Origin of the sequence: Lysobacter sp. H23M47, from assembly GCF_015209765.1 — a bacterium.
In the GTDB taxonomy this organism is placed as follows: domain Bacteria; phylum Pseudomonadota; class Gammaproteobacteria; order Xanthomonadales; family Xanthomonadaceae; genus Novilysobacter; species Novilysobacter avium.
Map to the genome: position 1 here is coordinate 1,601,948 of NZ_CP063658.1, position 16,774 is coordinate 1,618,721.

Annotated in this window: 19 protein-coding genes; 13 read left to right on the forward strand and 6 right to left on the reverse strand. The window is 65.1% G+C overall.

The window, feature by feature from the left end; genetic code table 11:
* Nucleotides 1-204: 204 nt before the first annotated feature.
* The 4 genes from rplI to INQ43_RS07255 form a co-directional block, all read right to left on the reverse strand.
* On the reverse strand, nt 205-657 hold the full coding sequence (gene rplI, locus INQ43_RS07240; protein WP_193983362.1) for a 50S ribosomal protein L9: 453 nt from the start codon (nt 655-657) through the stop codon (nt 205-207).
* 96 nt (nt 658-753) lie between these two features.
* Nucleotides 754-984, reverse strand: coding sequence for a 30S ribosomal protein S18 (gene rpsR / locus INQ43_RS07245; protein WP_043959664.1), 231 nt, complete (start codon nt 982-984; stop codon nt 754-756).
* A 36-nt stretch (nt 985-1,020) separates the two neighbouring features.
* Nucleotides 1,021-1,479 carry a 30S ribosomal protein S6 gene (gene rpsF / locus INQ43_RS07250; protein WP_193983364.1) on the reverse strand — a complete coding sequence of 153 codons (459 nt, stop codon included), beginning with the start codon at nt 1,477-1,479 and terminating at the stop codon, nt 1,021-1,023.
* A gap of 146 nt (nt 1,480-1,625) precedes the next feature.
* Nucleotides 1,626-1,964, reverse strand: coding sequence for an iron-sulfur cluster assembly accessory protein (locus INQ43_RS07255; RefSeq protein ID WP_194035992.1), 339 nt, complete (start codon nt 1,962-1,964; stop codon nt 1,626-1,628).
* Between the two features lie 144 nt (nt 1,965-2,108).
* On the opposite strand from INQ43_RS07255, the gene asnS reads away from it, so the two are divergent.
* The 13 genes from asnS (at nt 2,109) to INQ43_RS07320 (ending at nt 14,024) form a co-directional block, all read left to right on the forward strand.
* Nucleotides 2,109-3,509 (forward strand): asparagine--tRNA ligase, encoded by a 1,401-nt coding sequence (gene asnS, locus INQ43_RS07260; RefSeq protein ID WP_194035993.1) that lies wholly within the window; start codon nt 2,109-2,111, stop codon nt 3,507-3,509.
* Nucleotides 3,510-3,537: 28 nt separating this feature from the next.
* Nucleotides 3,538-3,843, forward strand: a complete 306-nt coding sequence (locus tag INQ43_RS07265) for a hypothetical protein (protein ID WP_194035994.1) — start codon at nt 3,538-3,540, stop codon at nt 3,841-3,843.
* Nucleotides 3,840-4,139: a hypothetical protein gene (locus INQ43_RS07270; RefSeq protein WP_194035995.1), complete on the forward strand. Its 300-nt coding sequence runs from the start codon at nt 3,840-3,842 to the stop codon at nt 4,137-4,139. Before INQ43_RS07265 ends, INQ43_RS07270 begins: the two co-directional genes overlap by 4 nt.
* Before the next feature lie 39 nt (nt 4,140-4,178).
* Complete coding sequence (locus tag INQ43_RS07275) at nt 4,179-4,967, forward strand: SDR family oxidoreductase (RefSeq protein WP_194035996.1); 789 nt, start codon at nt 4,179-4,181, stop codon at nt 4,965-4,967.
* A gap of 26 nt (nt 4,968-4,993) precedes the next feature.
* Nucleotides 4,994-6,412: an aldehyde dehydrogenase gene (locus INQ43_RS07280; protein WP_194035997.1), complete on the forward strand. Its 1,419-nt coding sequence runs from the start codon at nt 4,994-4,996 to the stop codon at nt 6,410-6,412.
* Nucleotides 6,413-6,419: 7 nt separating this feature from the next.
* A complete protein-coding gene (gene can / locus INQ43_RS07285) occupies nt 6,420-7,082 on the forward strand; it encodes a carbonate dehydratase (RefSeq protein ID WP_194035998.1) in 663 nt (220 codons plus the stop codon).
* Between the two features lies 1 nt (nt 7,083).
* Complete coding sequence (locus INQ43_RS07290) at nt 7,084-7,509, forward strand: RidA family protein (RefSeq protein ID WP_194035999.1); 426 nt, start codon at nt 7,084-7,086, stop codon at nt 7,507-7,509.
* A 2-nt stretch (nt 7,510-7,511) separates the two neighbouring features.
* Entirely contained in the window at nt 7,512-8,057 is a 546-nt protein-coding gene (locus tag INQ43_RS07295; RefSeq protein WP_194036000.1) for a 3-hydroxyanthranilate 3,4-dioxygenase, read from the forward strand.
* A 22-nt stretch (nt 8,058-8,079) separates the two neighbouring features.
* Nucleotides 8,080-9,105, forward strand: coding sequence for an amidohydrolase family protein (locus INQ43_RS07300; RefSeq protein ID WP_194036001.1), 1,026 nt, complete (start codon nt 8,080-8,082; stop codon nt 9,103-9,105).
* A gap of 43 nt (nt 9,106-9,148) precedes the next feature.
* Complete coding sequence (gene kynU / locus INQ43_RS07305) at nt 9,149-10,423, forward strand: kynureninase (RefSeq protein WP_194036002.1); 1,275 nt, start codon at nt 9,149-9,151, stop codon at nt 10,421-10,423.
* 89 nt (nt 10,424-10,512) lie between these two features.
* Entirely contained in the window at nt 10,513-11,895 is a 1,383-nt protein-coding gene (locus INQ43_RS07310) for an NAD(P)/FAD-dependent oxidoreductase (RefSeq protein ID WP_228062678.1), read from the forward strand.
* Between the two features lie 3 nt (nt 11,896-11,898).
* Entirely contained in the window at nt 11,899-13,341 is a 1,443-nt protein-coding gene (gene sbcB / locus INQ43_RS07315; RefSeq protein WP_194036004.1) for an exodeoxyribonuclease I, read from the forward strand.
* Nucleotides 13,338-14,024 (forward strand): DUF2461 domain-containing protein, encoded by a 687-nt coding sequence (locus INQ43_RS07320; RefSeq protein ID WP_194036005.1) that lies wholly within the window; start codon nt 13,338-13,340, stop codon nt 14,022-14,024. Before sbcB ends, INQ43_RS07320 begins: the two co-directional genes overlap by 4 nt.
* A gap of 153 nt (nt 14,025-14,177) precedes the next feature.
* Here the strand turns inward: INQ43_RS07320 and INQ43_RS07325 are convergent, their stop codons facing one another.
* The gene (locus tag INQ43_RS07325; RefSeq protein ID WP_194036006.1) at nt 14,178-14,906 is read right to left on the reverse strand and encodes a hypothetical protein; all 729 of its coding nucleotides are present in this window, start codon (nt 14,904-14,906) and stop codon (nt 14,178-14,180) included.
* A gap of 323 nt (nt 14,907-15,229) precedes the next feature.
* Nucleotides 15,230-16,360, reverse strand: coding sequence for a HEPN-associated N-terminal domain-containing protein (locus INQ43_RS07330; RefSeq protein ID WP_228062435.1), 1,131 nt, complete (start codon nt 16,358-16,360; stop codon nt 15,230-15,232).
* Nucleotides 16,361-16,774: the final 414 nt, after the last annotated feature.

Sequence of the window (16,774 nt, forward strand, 5' to 3'; positions counted from 1 at the left end):
AGTGGACAGCGCGGGACAACACACCCGCAGCGTGGCCTGGCGGGGTCGCAGCAGCTGCGATGGCGATGCGTTGAGCCGGTACGGCAGACACATACGGCAGGCACATACCGCAGGCACATATCGCAGATACGCGAAAGGCACCTTGCGGTGCCCTTCGCGGGGATCAGCTGCAGGGCCGGGCTGCATGCCCGGCCAGGAACTCGATCAGGCCAGCTCGCCTTCGACGATCACCGAGACGGTGCTCTCCACATCGGCGTGCAGGTGGATGACCACCTCGTAGGTGCCGGTGTGACGGATCGCGCCTTCGCCCATGATCACCTCGGACTTCTCGACCGCGTAGCCGGCCTTGGTCAGCGCCTCGGCGACGTCGCGGGTGGTCACCGAACCGTACAGCTTGCCTTCGGTGGATGCGTTGGCGCGGATGGTGACTTCAGCACCTTCCAGCTTGGCCTGGCGGCTCTCGGCGTCGGCGTGCTGCGCCTTGGCCTTGGCTTCGTACTCGGCGCGGCGCGCCTCGAAGTCGGCCAGGTTGGCGGCGGTGGCCGGCGTGGCCTTGCCCTGCGGCACCAGGTAGTTGCGGCCGTAGCCGGGCTTGACGTCGACCTTGTCGCCGAGCTGGCCCAGGTTCTGCACGCTTTGGAGGAGGATCAGTTGCATGGTGTTGCTCCGTATTCGTTAGCGGGGCGAAAGGCCCCGCAACTGTGGCTGTCCGAACGGGCGCGTGCCCTGCCTCCGCAGGCGGAGGCGCCGGGATCAGGCGTTGTGGTTGTCGGTGTACGGGATCAGGGCGAGGTAACGCGCGCGCTTGATCGCCGTGGCCAGCTGGCGCTGGTAGCGCGCCTTGGTGCCGGTGACGCGGCTGGGAACGATCTTGCCGGTCTCGGTGATGTTCTGGCGCAGGGTGTTGAGATCCTTGTAATCGATCTCCTTCACGCCTTCAGCGGTGAACTTGCAGAACTTGCGGCGGCGGAAAAATTTGGACATGGGAATGCTGCTCCTGGAGGGGCGTGATCAGGCGGATTAGGCGGCGTCGGACGAGTCTGCGTCGTCCTTGTCGGCGTCGGACTTGTCATCGGACTTGTCGTCGCCATCGGTATCGTCGTCGTCACGACGACGGCGCTCGCCACGGTCGGAACGCTCCGGCTTGTCGCTCTTCTCGTCCTTGAACTTCATGATCAGCGACTGCTCGGTGTCGGCCTCGTCGCGCTTGATCACCAGGTGGCGCAGGATCGCGTCGTTGAAGCGGAAGCTGTCGACCAGTTCGTTCAGGACGGTCTGGCTGCACTCGATGTTCATGAGTACGTAATGGGCCTTGACCAGGTTGACAATCGGGTACGCCAGCTGGCGGCGACCCCAGTCCTCCAGACGGTGGACCTTGCCTTCGCCGGCCTCGATCACGCCCTTGTAGCGCTCGATCATGGCAGGCACCTGCTCGCTCTGGTCGGGATGGACCAGGAACACGATTTCGTAATGACGCATGTGTGGTGTCCTTGTGGATGTCGGTCTTGCGACCGGTCAGCCCCCCGGAACCGATATGGCACGGTGGGGCAAGGTTCCCGTCGGCAAGGCCGAGGGAAGCCGCGAATTATCGCAGCTTTATGGCACCGCAACCAGCGGGGCGACAATCAGGCCAGGTCGGCGGACGTCGTGAAGCTCTCGCCGCAGCCGCATTCGGCGTTGGCATTGGGGTTGCGGAACATGAACTGGTCGCCGAGGCGATGCTTGACCACGTCGATCCGGGTGCCGTCCACCTGGGGCAGGCTCAGCATGTCGACGTAGATCTTCACGCCGCCGTCTTCGTACACGCTGTCGCCGGCGCGCTCGTCGGTGGCGAGGTCGGCGAAGTGCTGCCAGCCCGAGCAGCCGGTTTTCTTGGCACCGAAGCGAAGGCCGATGGCGTCGGGGCTCTCGGCGAGGAAGCGCTGGACGCGTGCCAGCGCGGCGGGTGTCAGGGTGATGCTCATGAAATCTCCTGCTGCGATGGGGCCATGATACCGGTGAGTGGCGACGGGGCCGGGTCGGCGTTTACGCAAGCTCTCCGGTAAACTCCAACGCTTTCAATATTGGCCCCAACAGGCAAGGATTCAAGGCATGACGGCGGTGCGAGCATGACCATTATCAGCATCGAACACGCGCTGGCGGGCAAGTTGCCGGTGGGCGGCGAGATCACGGTCCGCGGCTGGGTGCGCACCCGGCGCGACTCGAAAGCCGGCCTGAGCTTCGTCAATGTCAGCGATGGCTCCTGCTTCTCGCCGATCCAGGTCGTTGCGCCCAATACGCTGGCCAACTACGACAGCGAGGTGAAGCACCTCACCGCCGGCTGCTCGGTGATCGTCACCGGCGAGCTGGTCGCCTCGCAGGGCAAGGGCCAGGGCTTCGAGATCCGCGCCGAGAGCGTTGAAGTGGTGGGTTGGGTGGATGACCCGGAGACCTACCCGATCCAGCCCAAGGCCCATTCGCTGGAATTCCTGCGCGAGGTGGCCCACCTGCGGCCGCGCACCAACCTGTTCGGTGCCGTCACCCGGATCCGCCACTGTCTGGCCCAGGCCGTGCACCGCTACTTCCACGAAGACGGCTACTTCTGGATCAGCACGCCGATCATCACCACCTCAGACGCCGAAGGCGCCGGCCAGATGTTCCGCGTGTCCACGCTGGACATGGCCAACGCGCCGCGCAACAAGGCCGGTGGCGTGGACTTCAGCCGCGACTTCTTCGGCCAGGAAACCTTCCTGACCGTGTCCGGCCAGCTCAACGCGGAGGCCTACGCGCTGGCGCTGAGCAAGGTCTACACCTTTGGGCCGACCTTCCGCGCCGAGAACTCCCACACCACCCGCCACCTGGCCGAGTTCTGGATGGTGGAGCCGGAAATCGCCTTCGCCGACCTGGCCGAGGACGCGCGCGTGGCCGAGGAATTCCTGAAGTACCTATTCCGCGCGGTGCTGGACGAGCGCGGCGACGACATGGCCTTCATCGCCGAGCGCGTGCAGAAGGACGCGATCACCCGGCTGGAGGGCTTCATCAACGCGCCCTTCGAGCAGATCGACTACACCGATGCGGTGAGCCTGCTGCAGAAATCGGGCCAGAAGTTCGAGTTCCCGGTCGAGTGGGGCCTGGACCTGCAGACCGAGCACGAGCGCTGGCTGACCGAGCAGCACGTGGGCCGGCCGGTGGTGGTCACCAACTACCCCGAGCAGATCAAGGCGTTCTATATGCGCCTGAACGACGATGGCAAAACGGTCGCGGCCATGGACGTGCTGGCGCCGGGGATCGGCGAGATCATCGGCGGCAGCCAGCGCGAGGAGCGTCTGGACGTGCTGGACAAGCGCATGGCCCAGTTCGGCCTGGATCCGGAGACCTACCAGTGGTACCGCGACTTCCGCCGTTACGGTTCCGTGCCGCATGCCGGCTTCGGTCTGGGCTTCGAGCGGCTGGTGGTCTACGTCTGCGGGCTGACCAACATCCGCGACGCGATCGCCTTCCCGCGGGCGCCGGGCCAGGCGGAATTCTGATGCCGAATACGCCACGAGGTGACCGCCGGTGATCCTGTTCTTCGCCCTGCTCTGCCTGGCGGCCGCCATCGCCGGCGCGACCGCGTTCGTGATCTTCTGGCCGCTGACGCTGGTGCACATGCGTGATCGCCAGCCTGAGTTGCTTGAGGACTTCGGACCCAGCGCCTTCATCAACCCGTCGGCGTGGGCCTGGCTGATGCGCGGTGGGTACCGGGCGGCCGGAGATCGCAACCTGAGCGGACTGGCAGCGCCGGCGCGGATTTCCCTGCTGACCATCATCGCCGGACTGGTGAGTTCCGGCGTGCTGTACGCCATCGCGACGGTGATGCCATGAACAATGACCAATGGTGGCTGGCGACGCTGGGCCGCACCATCGTCTGGGCGCGGCTGCGCGAGCTGGAAGCGGGCACCGCCGAAGTGCTCGACAGTGATGGCAACACCCTTGCCTACGACAGTCCCGACACCGCCAAGGCAGCGCTGATGGACGCGGAGTTCGCAGCACTCGACGGCATGGACGCGGACGACGCCGCGGATCGGGGATTTGCCCTGGAGGAACTGGTGGTCCCCTACGCTGAAGACGATGAGCGCCTGCGCGCGCTGATGGTGCAGTCGCTGCCGCGCGCCCATTGAAGCGGTCCCACTGACACGCGCCACTGAAAGGAGAGCGACTTGGACATCAACCTCATCGGCCGCCACGCCCTCGTGCGCGGCGCCTCCCAGGGGATCGGACTGGCCACGGCGCAGGCGCTGGCCGCGCTCGGTGCGGACGTCACGATGGTCGCGCGGCGCGGCCAGCGTCTGCTGGAACTGTCCGCGGAACTGCCGCGCACCCACACCGCCCAGGCCCATGGCTGGCTCGCCTGCGACTCCGACGACATCGATGCACTCCAGGCTCAGGTCCAGGCGCTCGTCTCCAACAGGCCGGTGCACATCCTGGTCAACAACAGCGGCGGCCCACCGCCCGGCACGGTCCGGGGCACCGATGTCGCCGAATTCGAGACCGCGCTGCGCCAGCACCTTTTCGCGAACCACGTCGTCACCGAGGCGGTGATTCCGGGCATGGAAAGCGACAGTTACGGCCGCATCGTCAACGTCATCTCGACCTCGGTGAAGGAGCCGATCAAGGGCCTGGGCGTGTCCAACACCACGCGCTGGGCGGTCGCCAGTTGGGCGAAGACGCTGGCCAGCGAGCTCGCGCCGCGCGGCATCACCGTCAACAACGTCCTGCCCGGCTCGACCCAGACGCCACGCATCGACCAGATCATCGAGACAACAATGCAGCGCAGCGGTCGCAGCCGCGCCGAGGTCTTCAGCGAGATGGTCGCCGAGATTCCGATGGGGCGGTTCGCCCGCCCTGAGGAGACCGCGGCGGCCATCGCCTTCCTGTGCTCGCCGGCGGCGGCCTACATCACCGGGATCAACCTGCCGGTGGACGGCGGCCGTACGCGCTCGTTGTGACCGCGGCGCAGCGGTAAGCTTCCCGGATGCAGCTGCCCCACTGGATCAACGGCCAGGCCGAACACGCCGAGACGCGGATCGATGTCGCCAATCCCGCCACCGGCGAGGTATTTGCGGGCGTCGCCGCCGGTGACAGTGGAACCGTTGATCGCGCGGTAGCGGCCGCGTCCGAGGCGTTTCCGCATTGGTCGGCGCTGCCCAACACGGAGCGCGCCGCGTGGCTGGAGAAGCTGGCCACGGCGCTGGGGGACCGGCTGGAGGATTTTGCGGCGGCCGAATGCCGCGACGGTGGCAAGCCCATCCGCCTGGCGCGCGAGATCGAAGTGCCGCGCGCGGTCAGCAACCTGCGGTTCTTCGCCCATGCGGCAACCCAGTTCGCCAGCGAATCCCATCACGGCCAGGCCGGGCTGAACTACACGCTGCGCCCGCCGCTTGGCGTGGTCGCGGCGATCACGCCGTGGAACCTGCCGCTGTACCTGCTGACCTGGAAGATCGCCCCCGCGCTGGCCGCCGGCAACACGGTCGTCGCAAAGCCTTCGGAAGTCACCCCGCTGACGGCGACGATGCTCGCCGAGCTCGCTGCGTCAATCGGGTTTCCGGCCGGCGTGCTGAACATCGTCCACGGCACTGGCGAAGGGGTCGGCCAGCCGCTGGTGGTGCATCCGCAGGTCAAGGCGGTGACCTTCACCGGCAGCACCGCCGTTGGCCGCCGCATCGCCGGGTTGACCGGTCCGCTACTGCGCCGGACGTCGCTCGAGCTGGGCGGCAAGAATCCGACCTTGGTGTTCGCCGACAGCGACTGGCGCGAGCATCTGGATCTGCTGGTGCGCTCCGCCTTCCAGAACTCCGGCCAGATCTGCCTGTGCGGTTCGCGCATTCTGGTCGAACGCAACATCTACCCCGAATTCCGCGACGCACTGCTCCAACGCGCCAACGCGCTGCGCGACGGCGACCCGCAGCTTGCCGACACCGATCTGGGGCCGCTGGTCTCGCAGGTCCACTTCGACAAGGTCACGGCCGCGATCGACCGCGCGCGCCGGGAAGGCGCCACCGTGCTGTGCGGCGGCCAGGCGCTGGAGCGCGCGGGCTGGTTCGTCGCGCCGACCGTGCTGGAAGGCCTGGGCCCGGACTGCGCGACCAACCGCGAGGAAATCTTCGGCCCCGTCGTCACCCTGCAGCCTTTCGACGACGATTCGCACGCGCTGGCGCTGGCCAACGCCGGCGATTACGGCCTGTCGGCGTCGGTGTGGACACGCGACCTCAACCGCGCCCACCGCCTGGCCGCTCAACTGCGCGCCGGGGTGGTCTGGATCAATACCTGGATGCAGCGCGACCTGCGCACGCCGTTTGGCGGCAGCGGTGCATCCGGCCTCGGCCGCGAAGGCGGGCTGGAGGCCATGCGATTCTTCACCGACGTGCGCAACGTCGGCATCCACCTGGACTAGAGACCCGATGAATTCGATCCCCGAACTGCTGCGCAGGAACACCCAATGGGCCGAGCGCATCCGCGCCGAAGACCCGACCTTCTTTGAACGCCTGTCGCGCCAGCAGGCGCCGGAGTACCTTTGGATCGGCTGCTCCGACTCGCGCGTACCCGCCAACCAGATCATCGACGTCGCCCCCGGCGAGGTCTTCGTCCACCGCAACATCGCCAACGTGGTGGTGCAGAGCGATCTCAACTGCCTGTCGGTGATCCAGTTCGCCGTGGACGTGCTGAAGGTCAAGCACATCCTGGTGGTCGGCCACTACGGCTGCGGCGGCGTGCACGCGGCGCTGACCGACCAGCGCGTGGGCCTGTCGGACAACTGGATCCGGCATGTCACCAACGTGGCCGAAACCCACGCATCCTTCCTCAGCCAGCTGTGCAGCGAGGAGCTGCGGCATGACCGCCTGTGCGAGCTGAACGTGCTGGAGCAGGTCATCAACGTCTGCCACTCGACGGTGGTCCGCGATTGCTGGGAGCGCGGCCAGTCGCTCGCCGTGCACGGCTGGGTCTACACCCTGCGCGACGGCCGGGTGCACGACCTGGGCATCGACATGGACAACCTCGACACCATGCCCGCGCGCCACTCGGCCGCGCTGGCGCGCATCTACGCCGACCGCGAGGACCGCTGAGATGGCGGCCGGCGTGCAGGCGGATACGGCGCCGCGTGCGGTGGGCCGTTACCCGCATGCGCGGCGCGTCGGCGGACTGCTGTTCCTGTCCGGCATCGGACCGCGCAACCCGGTCGACAACACGGTCCCGGGCAACGTGGTGGACGCCGAAGGCGGTCTGGTCTCGCACGACATCCGCGCGCAGGTGCTGGCGACCTTTGCCAACGTACGCGCGGTGCTCGCCGCCAGCGACGCGCGCTGGGAGGACATGGTGGACGTCACCGTCTACCTGACCCGGATGGATTCGGACTTCGCCACCTTCAACGCGATCTGGGCCGAGCACTTTCCGGACGCAGGTAGCGCGCCGTGCCGGACCACGGTGGGCGTCGATGCCCTGCCCACGCCGATCGCCATCGAACTGAAGTGCATCGCTGTCGTGGAGGACTGACCATGCTGCCCAATCCCCTGAACCTGCAGGCCTGGATCGAGGAACACCGCCACCTGCTGAAGCCGCCGGTGGGCAACAAGGTCGTCTACGACGGCGACTTCATCGTGATGGTGGTCGGCGGGCCGAACGTGCGCACCGACTACCACTTCGAGGATGGCCCGGAGTGGTTCTTCCAGATCGAGGGCGAGATGGTCCTGCGCATCCAGGAGGCGGACGCTGATGGTGTACTGGCCCCGCGCGACATCCCGATCCGGACCGGCGAGATGTTCCTGTTGCCGCCGCGCACACCGCACTCCCCGCAGCGGATGCCCGGCTCGATCGGGCTGGTGATCGAACGCCGCCGCCTGGCGCACGAGGACGACGGCCTGATGTGGTTCTGCGAGCGCTGCAACCACAAGCTCTACGAGAAGTTCTTCCACCTGCAGGACATCGAGATCGACCTGCCGCCGGTGTTCGACCGCTTCTACGCTTCCACCGAACACCGCAGCTGCGGGCAGTGCGGGCATCTCAATCCGGCCCCCGACAAGTACGTGATGCCGGACACCTGAGCCGGGCGGATAGACTGCTCCCATGCTCAAGATCGACACCCACGCCCACTACCTGCCGCAGAACTGGCCCGACCTTGCGCGCAAGTACGGCGACCTGCGGTTTCCGGTGATCCACCACACCGAGGACGGGCGTCACCGGATCTACAAGGACGGCAAATTCTTCCGCGAAATCTGGTCCAAGACCTGGGACCCGCAGGAGCGCATCGACGACTACGCCAGCTTCGGCGTGCAGGTGCAGGTGCTGAGCACGGTACCGGTGATGTTCTCCTACTGGGCGCGGCCGCATCACGCGCTGGAGCTGCACCAGGCCCTCAACGACCACATGGCGGCGACGTGTCGCGACTACCCGCGCCATTACGCCGGCATTGGCACGGTGCCGCTGCAGTCGCCGCGGCTGGCGGTGCAGGAGCTGGAACGCTGCATGGACCAGCTCGGCCTGCAGGGCGTGCAGATCGGCAGCCATGTGGGCAGGTCGCCTGACGAACACTGGAACCTGGACGCGCCCGAGCTGTTCGAATTCTTCCAGGCAGCCAGCGAACTGGGCGCGGCGATCCTGGTGCATCCGTGGGACATGATGGGCACCGCGAGCATGCCCAAGTACTGGCTGCCGTGGCTGGTGGGCATGCCGGCCGAGCAGTCGCGCGCCGCCTGCTGCCTCGTGTTTGGCGGCGTGCTGGAGCGGCTGCCGAAGCTGAAGGTCTGCCTGGCCCACGGCGGCGGCAGTTTCCCGTACACCATCGGCCGCATCGAGCACGGCTTCAACATGCGCCCCGATCTGGTCGCCACCGACAACCCGCGCAACCCGCGCGAGTACCTGCGCCGGCTGTACTTCGATTCCTGGGTGGCCGACGATGCCGCGCTGCGCTATCTGCTCGACACCTGCGGGATCGACCGCGTGATGCTGGGCACCGACTACCCCTTCCCGCTGGGCGAGCAGTCGCCCGGCGCCGGCATCGACGCGCTCGGCCTGGCGGAAGAGGAGCAGGAGCGCCTGTACCACGGCACCGCGCTGGAATGGCTGGGCCTGCCGAAGTCGCGTTTCGAATGACCCGCGCCGAGCGCGCGCCCTCACCTGTTGGGACCACCACCTGATGACCGAACTCCACTCCTCCGAGCACGCGCTGGCCCTGGACGCGGCCGATCCGTTGCCCACCCTGCGCGCGCAGTTCCACATCCCGCAGCACGCGAACGGCGACCAAGCCTACTTCGTCGGCAACTCGCTGGGCCTGCAGCCGCGCGGCGTGCGCGCCCAGGTCGAGGACGTGCTGGACAAGTGGTCGATGGAAGCGGTCGAGGGCCATTTCCGCGGCAATTCGCAGTGGATGCGCTACCACCAGCTGATGCGCGAGCCGTTGGCGCGCATCGTCGGCGCGCAGCCCGAGGAGGTGGTCGCGATGAACTCGCTGACCGCGAACCTGCACTTGATGATGGTCAGCTTCTACCGGCCGACGTCGGAGCGCCCGGCGATCCTGATCGAGGCCGGCTCGTTTCCCAGCGATCGCTACGCGGTCGAATCGCAGATCGCCTTCCACGGCTTCGATCCGGGCACGGACCTGATCGAGGTCGCCGCCGACCTGCCGGGCGGGCTGTTCTCGATGGCGGCGATCGAGCAGGCAATCACCGAGCACGGCCATCGCCTAGCGCTGGTGCTGTGGCCGGGTGTGCAGTACCGCACCGGCCAGGCCTTCGACGTCAGTGAGGTCACCCGCATCGCCCATGCGCAGGGCGCCCTGTGCGGTGTCGACCTCGCCCACGCGGTCGGCAACATCCCGCTGGAACTGCACGACAGCAATGTCGATTTCGCAGTGTGGTGCCACTACAAGTACCTCAACAGCGGACCGGGCGCGGTCGCCGGCTGTTTCGTCCACGAACGCCACGCTCGGACCGATGCGCCGCGTTTTGCCGGCTGGTGGGGCCACGACGCCGCCACACGTTTCCAGATGGGGCCCGACTTCCAGCCGACGCCGGGCGCGGAAGGCTGGCAGCTGAGCAATCCGCCGATTCTCGGGCTGGCGCCACTGCGCGCGTCGCTGGACCTGTTCGACCAAGTCGGCATGCCGGCGCTGCGGGAAAAATCGCTGCGCCTGACCGGTTATCTGGAGTCGCTGATCCAGCAGCGCCTGGCCGACACCCTGGAGGTGCTGAGCCCGGCCGACCCGACCGAGCGTGGCTGCCAGCTGTCGCTTCGCGTGCGCGGTGGACGCGACGGGGGCCGCTCATTGTTCGACCATCTGGCTGCCAACGGCGTGCTCGGTGACTGGCGCGAGCCGGACGTGATCCGGATCTCGCCCGCCCCGCTGTACAACACCCATCACGACGTCCTGCGCTTCGCCGACGGCGTCGACGCGTGGCGGAAGACCCGCTGACCATGGCCGAACCCATCCCCGCCGGCACTTCGGCCGCAACCGAAGCGCCACCGGTGTCCGGCCATGGCGCCGACGCGCCGCACCTGACTATCGTCGGTGCCGGTCTGGCCGGCGCGCTGCTGGCCATCCTGCTCGCCCAGCGCGGCTGGAGCATCGATGTCTACGAGAAGCGCGGCGACCTGCGCGAACTCGGGTACGAGCGCGGCCGCTCGATCAACCTGGCGCTCGCCGAACGCGGCCGGCATGCCCTGCGACAGGCCGATGCCGATGACGCGGTGATGGCCAAGACGGTGATGATGCGCGGCCGCATGGTGCATTTCGCCGACGGGCACCTGAACCTGCAGCGCTACGGCCGCGACGACACCGAGGTGATCTGGTCGGTGCACCGCGGCGAGCTCAACGAGGCGCTGCTCGACATCGCCGAGGAGGCCGGCGCGCGCATCCACTTCCACCATCGCCTCGACAGCGTCGACTTCGAGGCCCGGATCGCAAAGTTTGGCGATGATCGCGGCGACACCGTGCGCGAGATCCATTTCGACACCCTGGTCGGTGCCGACGGCGCCGGTTCGGCGCTGCGCCAGGCGATGGCCGGCGTGTGTGAACTGGGCGAGCGCAGCGAATTCCTCGGCCACTCCTACAAGGAGCTGGAAATCCCACCCGGCCCGGACGGCGGTTTCCAGATCGAGCCCCATGCCCTGCATATCTGGCCGCGAGGGCGCTACATGTGCATCGCGCTGCCCAATGACGAGGGCACTTTTACCGTCACCCTGTTTTTGCCGAACCATGCCCTGCCCAATCATGCCCCGCCCAACGGTGCGGCCCCGGGCGAGGGTGCACCCGGCTTCGACACCATCACCACCGGCGCGCAGGCACGGGCGTTCTTCGATCGCGACTTCCCTGACGCGTCCCGACTGATCCCGGCGCTCGAGCACGATTTCGACCACAACCCCACCGGCGTGCTCGGCACGCTGTACCTGGACCGCTGGCATCTGGACCACCGCGCGGTGCTGATCGGCGATGCGGCGCACGCGATGGTGCCCTTCCACGGTCAGGGCATGAACTGCGCGTTCGAGGACTGCGTCGCGCTGGCCAACCACCTGTTGCGGACCACCGACCGCGGCGAGGCGTTCGCCGGCTTCCAGTCCGAGCGCCTGCCCAACGCCCGCGCGATCCAGCAGATGGCGCTGGAGAACTACCTGGAGATGCGCGACCACGTCGATGACGACGACTACCTGCTGCAGCGCGAGCTGGGCAACCGGCTGGCCGAGCGTCATCCGCAGCGGTTCCTGCCGCGCTACGCCATGGTGACCTTCACCCACCTGCCCTACGCCGTCGCGCTGGAACGCGGTGAGACGCAACACGAGATGCTGGTGGAGCTCACCCGCAACCGCACGTCTCTCGACGGCTTCGACTGGGACGCGGCCGACGCGCTGGTGGAAGCCCGCCTGCCCCCGCTGCCAGAGGACTACTGAGACGTGGCTGCCAGCTTCCTGTTCTACGACCTGGAAACCTTCGGTGCCGACCCGCGCCGCACCCGGATCGCGCAGTTCGCCGCGATCCGCACCGATGCGGACCTCAACCGGATCGACGAGCCGATCAGCGTCTTCGTCAAACCCGCCGACGATCTGCTGCCCTCGCCCATCGCCACCCTGATCACCGGCATCACGCCGCAGCACGCGCTGCGCGAAGGCATGGCGGAGCGCAACGCGCTGGCGCTGATCCATGAGGAAATGGCGCGGCCGGAGACCTGCACGCTGGGCTACAACTCGCTGCGTTTTGACGACGAGTTCGTGCGCCACGGCCTGTTCCGCAACTTCTTTGATCCCTATGAGCGCGAGTGGCGCGCCGGCAACTCGCGCTGGGACCTGCTGGACGTGATGCGCTTCGCCCACGCGCTGCGCCCGGACGGCATCGTCTGGCCGAAGCGCGAGGATGGCGCGACCTCCTTCAAGCTCGAGCACCTGGCCGAGGCCAATGGTGTGCGCGAGGGCGATGCGCATGAGGCGCTGTCGGATGTCCGTGCGCTGATCGGCTTGGCCCGCAAGCTCAAAGCCGCGCAGCCGCGGTTGTGGGATTACGCCCTGCGCCTGCGCGACAAGCGCTACGCGGCCAGCCTGCTGGACGTGGTCGCGATGACGCCGGTGCTCAACGTGTCGCAGCGCTTCCCGGCCAGCCGGATGTGTGCTGCCCCGGTCATCCCGCTCGCCCGCCATCCGCACATCGACAGCCGGGTCATCGTGTTCGACCTCGGCCAGGATCCGGAAAGCCTGCTCACGCTGGATCCGGAACAGATCGCCGCGCGCGTGTACGTGCGTGCCGCCGACCTGCCCGAGGGCGTGGAGCGCGTCGCGCTGAAGGAGATCCACCTCAACCGCAGCCCGGCGCTGTCGGCCTGGGATCACCTGCGGCCCGCGGATTTTGAACGGCTCGGGATTGACCGCGAGCTGGCCGAGTCACGGGCCGCGCGCCTGCGCGACGCCGGGCCGGCGCTGGCAGAGAAGATCCGCGCGGTCTTCAGCAGCGATCGCGAACATCCGCCCTCCGACGTCGATGCCAGCCTCTACGACGGCTTCCTGGACGGCGCCGACAAGCGCGTGTTCGCGGAGATCCGCACCAGCGACCCGCAGGCACTGGCCGCGCGCGACTTCGGCTTCCGCGATGCGCGGCTGCCCGAGTTGCTGTTCCGCTACCGCGCACGCAACTTCCCCGAGCACCTGTCCGACGCGGAGCGCGTGCGGTGGGACGACTACCGGCGCACGCGCCTGTTCGATGAGGCCGCACGCTTGGGCGAACAGACCCTGCCGCAGTATTTCGCCCAGATCGACGCCCTGCGCGCCGAACACCACGACCAACCCGAGCGCCTCGCGCTGCTGGACCACCTGCAGCAATGGGGCCAACAGCTGCAGCAATCGCTATGACCGCCTACTTCAGCGATGCCAGCCTGAAGTTCCTGCGCGGACTGGCGCTGCACAACAACAAGCCCTGGTTCAACGAGCACAAGCCGCAGTACGAGGCGCACGTGCGCCAGCCGTTCCTGCGCCTGATCACCGACTTACAACCGGATCTGGCCGCGATCAGCGAGCACTTCCGCGCCGACCCGCGCACCGTTGGCGGCTCGATGTTCCGCATCTACCGCGACGCCCGCTTCTCGCACGACAAATCGCCGTACAAAAGCTGGCAGGGCGCGCGCCTGTTCCACGAACGCCGCCGCGAAGTCGCCGCGCCGTCGTTCTATCTCCACCTGCAGCCCGGCGCGAGCTTCGTCGGCGCCGGCCTGTGGCATCCGGAACCCAAAACCCAACTCCGCGTCCGCCATTTCATCCTGGACAACCCCGCCAGCTGGAAAGCCACCGCGCATTCGCCAGAGCTGCGCAAACGCTTTGATTTCGGACAGGAGAACAAGCTGGTGCGGCCACCGCGCGGCTTCCCCGCAGACTTTGAATTCATCGACGACCTGAAGCATCGCAACTGGGTGTTCTTGCGGCCGCTGGACGACGCGACGATGACGGGGCCGAAGCTGCGCGAGACGATTGCGAGCGATCTGGTCACGCTGGGGCCGTTTGTGGATTATTTGTGTGCGGCTTTGGATTTGGAGTTTTGACATCTAGGGGGTCAAGGAGATGTCGCGTCGGAGTTCTCGAAAAGACCTTTTACGACCCCGAGCTGAATTAAAGCCGATGCTGAGCACGCCGTTAACTTGCGAAGGCAAGGCTCTAAGCGACCCATATTTTCGCGGATTACTTGTCTTCCCGGCTCATCCCTGAATGGCCTTGCTCCTGGAAGCGTTCACACTTAGGGATCCGGTGGTCATTGGCGTTTCAGCAAAGAGGTGTGACGTTCCCTTGTATAGGAGGAAAAGCTGTCGCGCTTCTGCTTTTTTCGTAGCATCCTGCTCACTGAGAACATTGCCAATATGCATGAGAATCCATGAACACAAGTTGGCATCGCCAATTGCAGCGCGGAGGTCAGCACTGTCTATTATCTTTACGCTTCGTATATACCGAACCGTGGCATCAAAAACCTCTTGGGAAGTTACATTTTCCACATGCCACATACGGCCAGAAACCAACAGCAACCTTGCCTCTTCGTCCAAGCTGGTGAAGATAACAGCATCGCCATAGCCATCGCTAGACGACCACACCTCATGCGACAGGATGTTCCTGAGTTCGTATAGGTCGCGAAATAGAAGTCTCGCATAGTCAAATACCGACAAAATGACTGGATCAGCCTCGCTGTATGGAAACGAACACAGGAAATCTATTCTCGCTCTTGGATTCGGGAATTCCTTCAGGGTGCGCTTTGCCGCTAGAAGTTCAGCCCCGTGCGTTACGTATATTATCTGCTGGAGAAGACTCTGCAGAAATGTACATGATGAGATTATGGATGCACTCAATTCCCTGAAGTCCGCGGGAATGACGGCGCCAGTTCCAGATCGTCGGGATAGGTTCGTACTCTCTGTTATCAATTCATAGTATTTTGGCAAGTTCTCATTCCCGTCATTGTAAAATTAGGCAGCACTTGCAAGCCCCTCTCAGGTCGAAATCGATCGCTAGTTCGCTACCTAGCCAGACCCAATCAGACAAAGTGTAAAACTCGGGTTGTTTATACCGCTTGGTGCGAGCGCGGTGATCGCCGACGATATCGTACTACTATAGTGCGCCTGATGAATTCGGACACAAATTTCCCTGCCTATGCTGAACACAGCGAATTGGTGATCGAATGTCTCCTTCTGGCCGGAAGCGGCCTCGACAGGCATTTAATCGTTTAGGCGGCGTGGAATTTGGGCTAAGGCCGACGCAGGGCCAATTACATCTCGACGGCACCAACAAAGGAAAGCGCTTTGAATCGATCCTGCTCGAAAGGCTTCCCTGATGGAAAGACAACCAAATTCTTCCCGCCTTCATGAACCGCACTGGGAAACACTATGCCGTCGATGGCGGCACCACCTTCAGAGGCAAACGACTGAGCCAAGTACTCGCAGACAATCTGGGATGGGACATAGTCAATATGCTCCCTGCCATCCTTTTCGACGGAACGAGTGATTGCTCCCACGAATCCGTTCAAGAAGAGCGCCGTAACACGCTCTGCCCTTAGGTCAGTAGCAAAGACTGGCGGGACACTAGGGAGCTCGGAGAAGTCCACAACGTTGAGCAATTTATTGGTGTGGAAGACCGCAGCAGCGGGCAACTTACCCTCAGGTGCATGGCCGATTTCCGCAAGGGCGGTCTGTACATCGAACGCTGCATAGAAGTATGGAATCCCCGCAGGATTCATGCGTCCAGCCGTAGCCAGCTCCTTAGGAGGCGGCCCCATCGTGGACGCTGACACCCGCATTGCCTCGGCAGCCGGGAGATACCTTGACCTGTACAACTCCGTTCCGATCTTGAGCGTCTTGATCAGCGCGCTTACTTCCGCACCGACCACTTCCAGCATGTCTGCAACAGGAATCTCCTGTGAATATGCATCGTTCCGAGCACTTCGGAAGTGGAAGCGAGTCTGGTGCTTCGCCGCATAGGAGAAGCTTTCCCAGGAGTGGAGCATCAGCTCCTCATCTTGAACATCCGACCAATTTCCGCGCGAAGCCTCCACCCAATACCCAGTCAGGTCAGCGCTAACAATTTCCTCGCGCAGCGAATCAACTGGATAGAAGCCAAGATTGTGCAAAACATCGTCCGTATCAACTGTGGGAACGATCCATTCTCCATCCAGCCAGGGAGTGCCTGCATTCGCAGGCTCGGCGTAGTACGTTCCAATCACCTCATAAAGGTGTTCTTGGACTTTCTTGACGGCAAGGACAGGAGTTCCGGACTCCCCGCAGTAGTCACATTCCCCGTTTTCAATGCAGGAGCATGACAAGCGCCAGATGTCCTCCTGATTTAGGCAGTCCTCACAGGTTTTGCCATCAAGTGAGTCCCAGCCTCTTTCTTGGGCTTCCATCCAGTTGCTCTTGACCAACCCCATCGTTTCACCTTTGTGCGCCCTATGGTTCGCGTGAGTATAGCTATGACTAATAGCCGCCTACTCGTCCCGCCCGCCGCTCAGCCACTGAGTCCCAAGGCACGCCAAACAACTGAACTGAATGCTCGACGGCACCCCGCCGGTCGCTATGCTGACCGCCAACTCGACCCGCGATCTTCGCGCTGCCCGCGCCGAATTCGAGAACGTCATCTAAAAGGGCAGCGGCTGGGCTGAATATTCCGGCAACTCGTGGCGGAAAATTCACATGTCCGCTAGCACTAACCGACACTTCGTGCTCATCCCAAACGTCCGCTCCTGGCCGAAAGCGGCCCGCTCACTATTCGCCGAATTTATAGGCTCTGTCCGCGTTCAGTGTTGGTTTTGATCCGGTCT

Excerpts from the sequence above, each read along its gene's own strand:
- INQ43_RS07330 (WP_228062435.1), bottom strand. The coding sequence starts at position 16,360 with ATGGAAGCCCAAGAAAGAGGCTGGGACTCACTTGATGGCAAAACCTGT.
- rplI (WP_193983362.1), bottom strand. The coding sequence starts at position 657 with ATGCAACTGATCCTCCTCCAAAGCGTGCAGAACCTGGGCCAGCTCGGC.
- INQ43_RS07290 (WP_194035999.1), top strand. The coding sequence starts at position 7,084 with ATGGCGGCCGGCGTGCAGGCGGATACGGCGCCGCGTGCGGTGGGCCGT.
- can (WP_194035998.1), top strand. The coding sequence starts at position 6,420 with ATGAATTCGATCCCCGAACTGCTGCGCAGGAACACCCAATGGGCCGAG.
- INQ43_RS07270 (WP_194035995.1), top strand. The coding sequence starts at position 3,840 with ATGAACAATGACCAATGGTGGCTGGCGACGCTGGGCCGCACCATCGTC.
- rpsF (WP_193983364.1), bottom strand. The coding sequence starts at position 1,479 with ATGCGTCATTACGAAATCGTGTTCCTGGTCCATCCCGACCAGAGCGAG.
- rpsR (WP_043959664.1), bottom strand. The coding sequence starts at position 984 with ATGTCCAAATTTTTCCGCCGCCGCAAGTTCTGCAAGTTCACCGCTGAA.
- kynU (WP_194036002.1), top strand. The coding sequence starts at position 9,149 with ATGACCGAACTCCACTCCTCCGAGCACGCGCTGGCCCTGGACGCGGCC.
- INQ43_RS07300 (WP_194036001.1), top strand. The coding sequence starts at position 8,080 with ATGCTCAAGATCGACACCCACGCCCACTACCTGCCGCAGAACTGGCCC.
- INQ43_RS07280 (WP_194035997.1), top strand. The coding sequence starts at position 4,994 with ATGCAGCTGCCCCACTGGATCAACGGCCAGGCCGAACACGCCGAGACG.
- INQ43_RS07255 (WP_194035992.1), bottom strand. The coding sequence starts at position 1,964 with ATGAGCATCACCCTGACACCCGCCGCGCTGGCACGCGTCCAGCGCTTC.
- INQ43_RS07295 (WP_194036000.1), top strand. The coding sequence starts at position 7,512 with ATGCTGCCCAATCCCCTGAACCTGCAGGCCTGGATCGAGGAACACCGC.
- INQ43_RS07320 (WP_194036005.1), top strand. The coding sequence starts at position 13,338 with ATGACCGCCTACTTCAGCGATGCCAGCCTGAAGTTCCTGCGCGGACTG.
- asnS (WP_194035993.1), top strand. The coding sequence starts at position 2,109 with ATGACCATTATCAGCATCGAACACGCGCTGGCGGGCAAGTTGCCGGTG.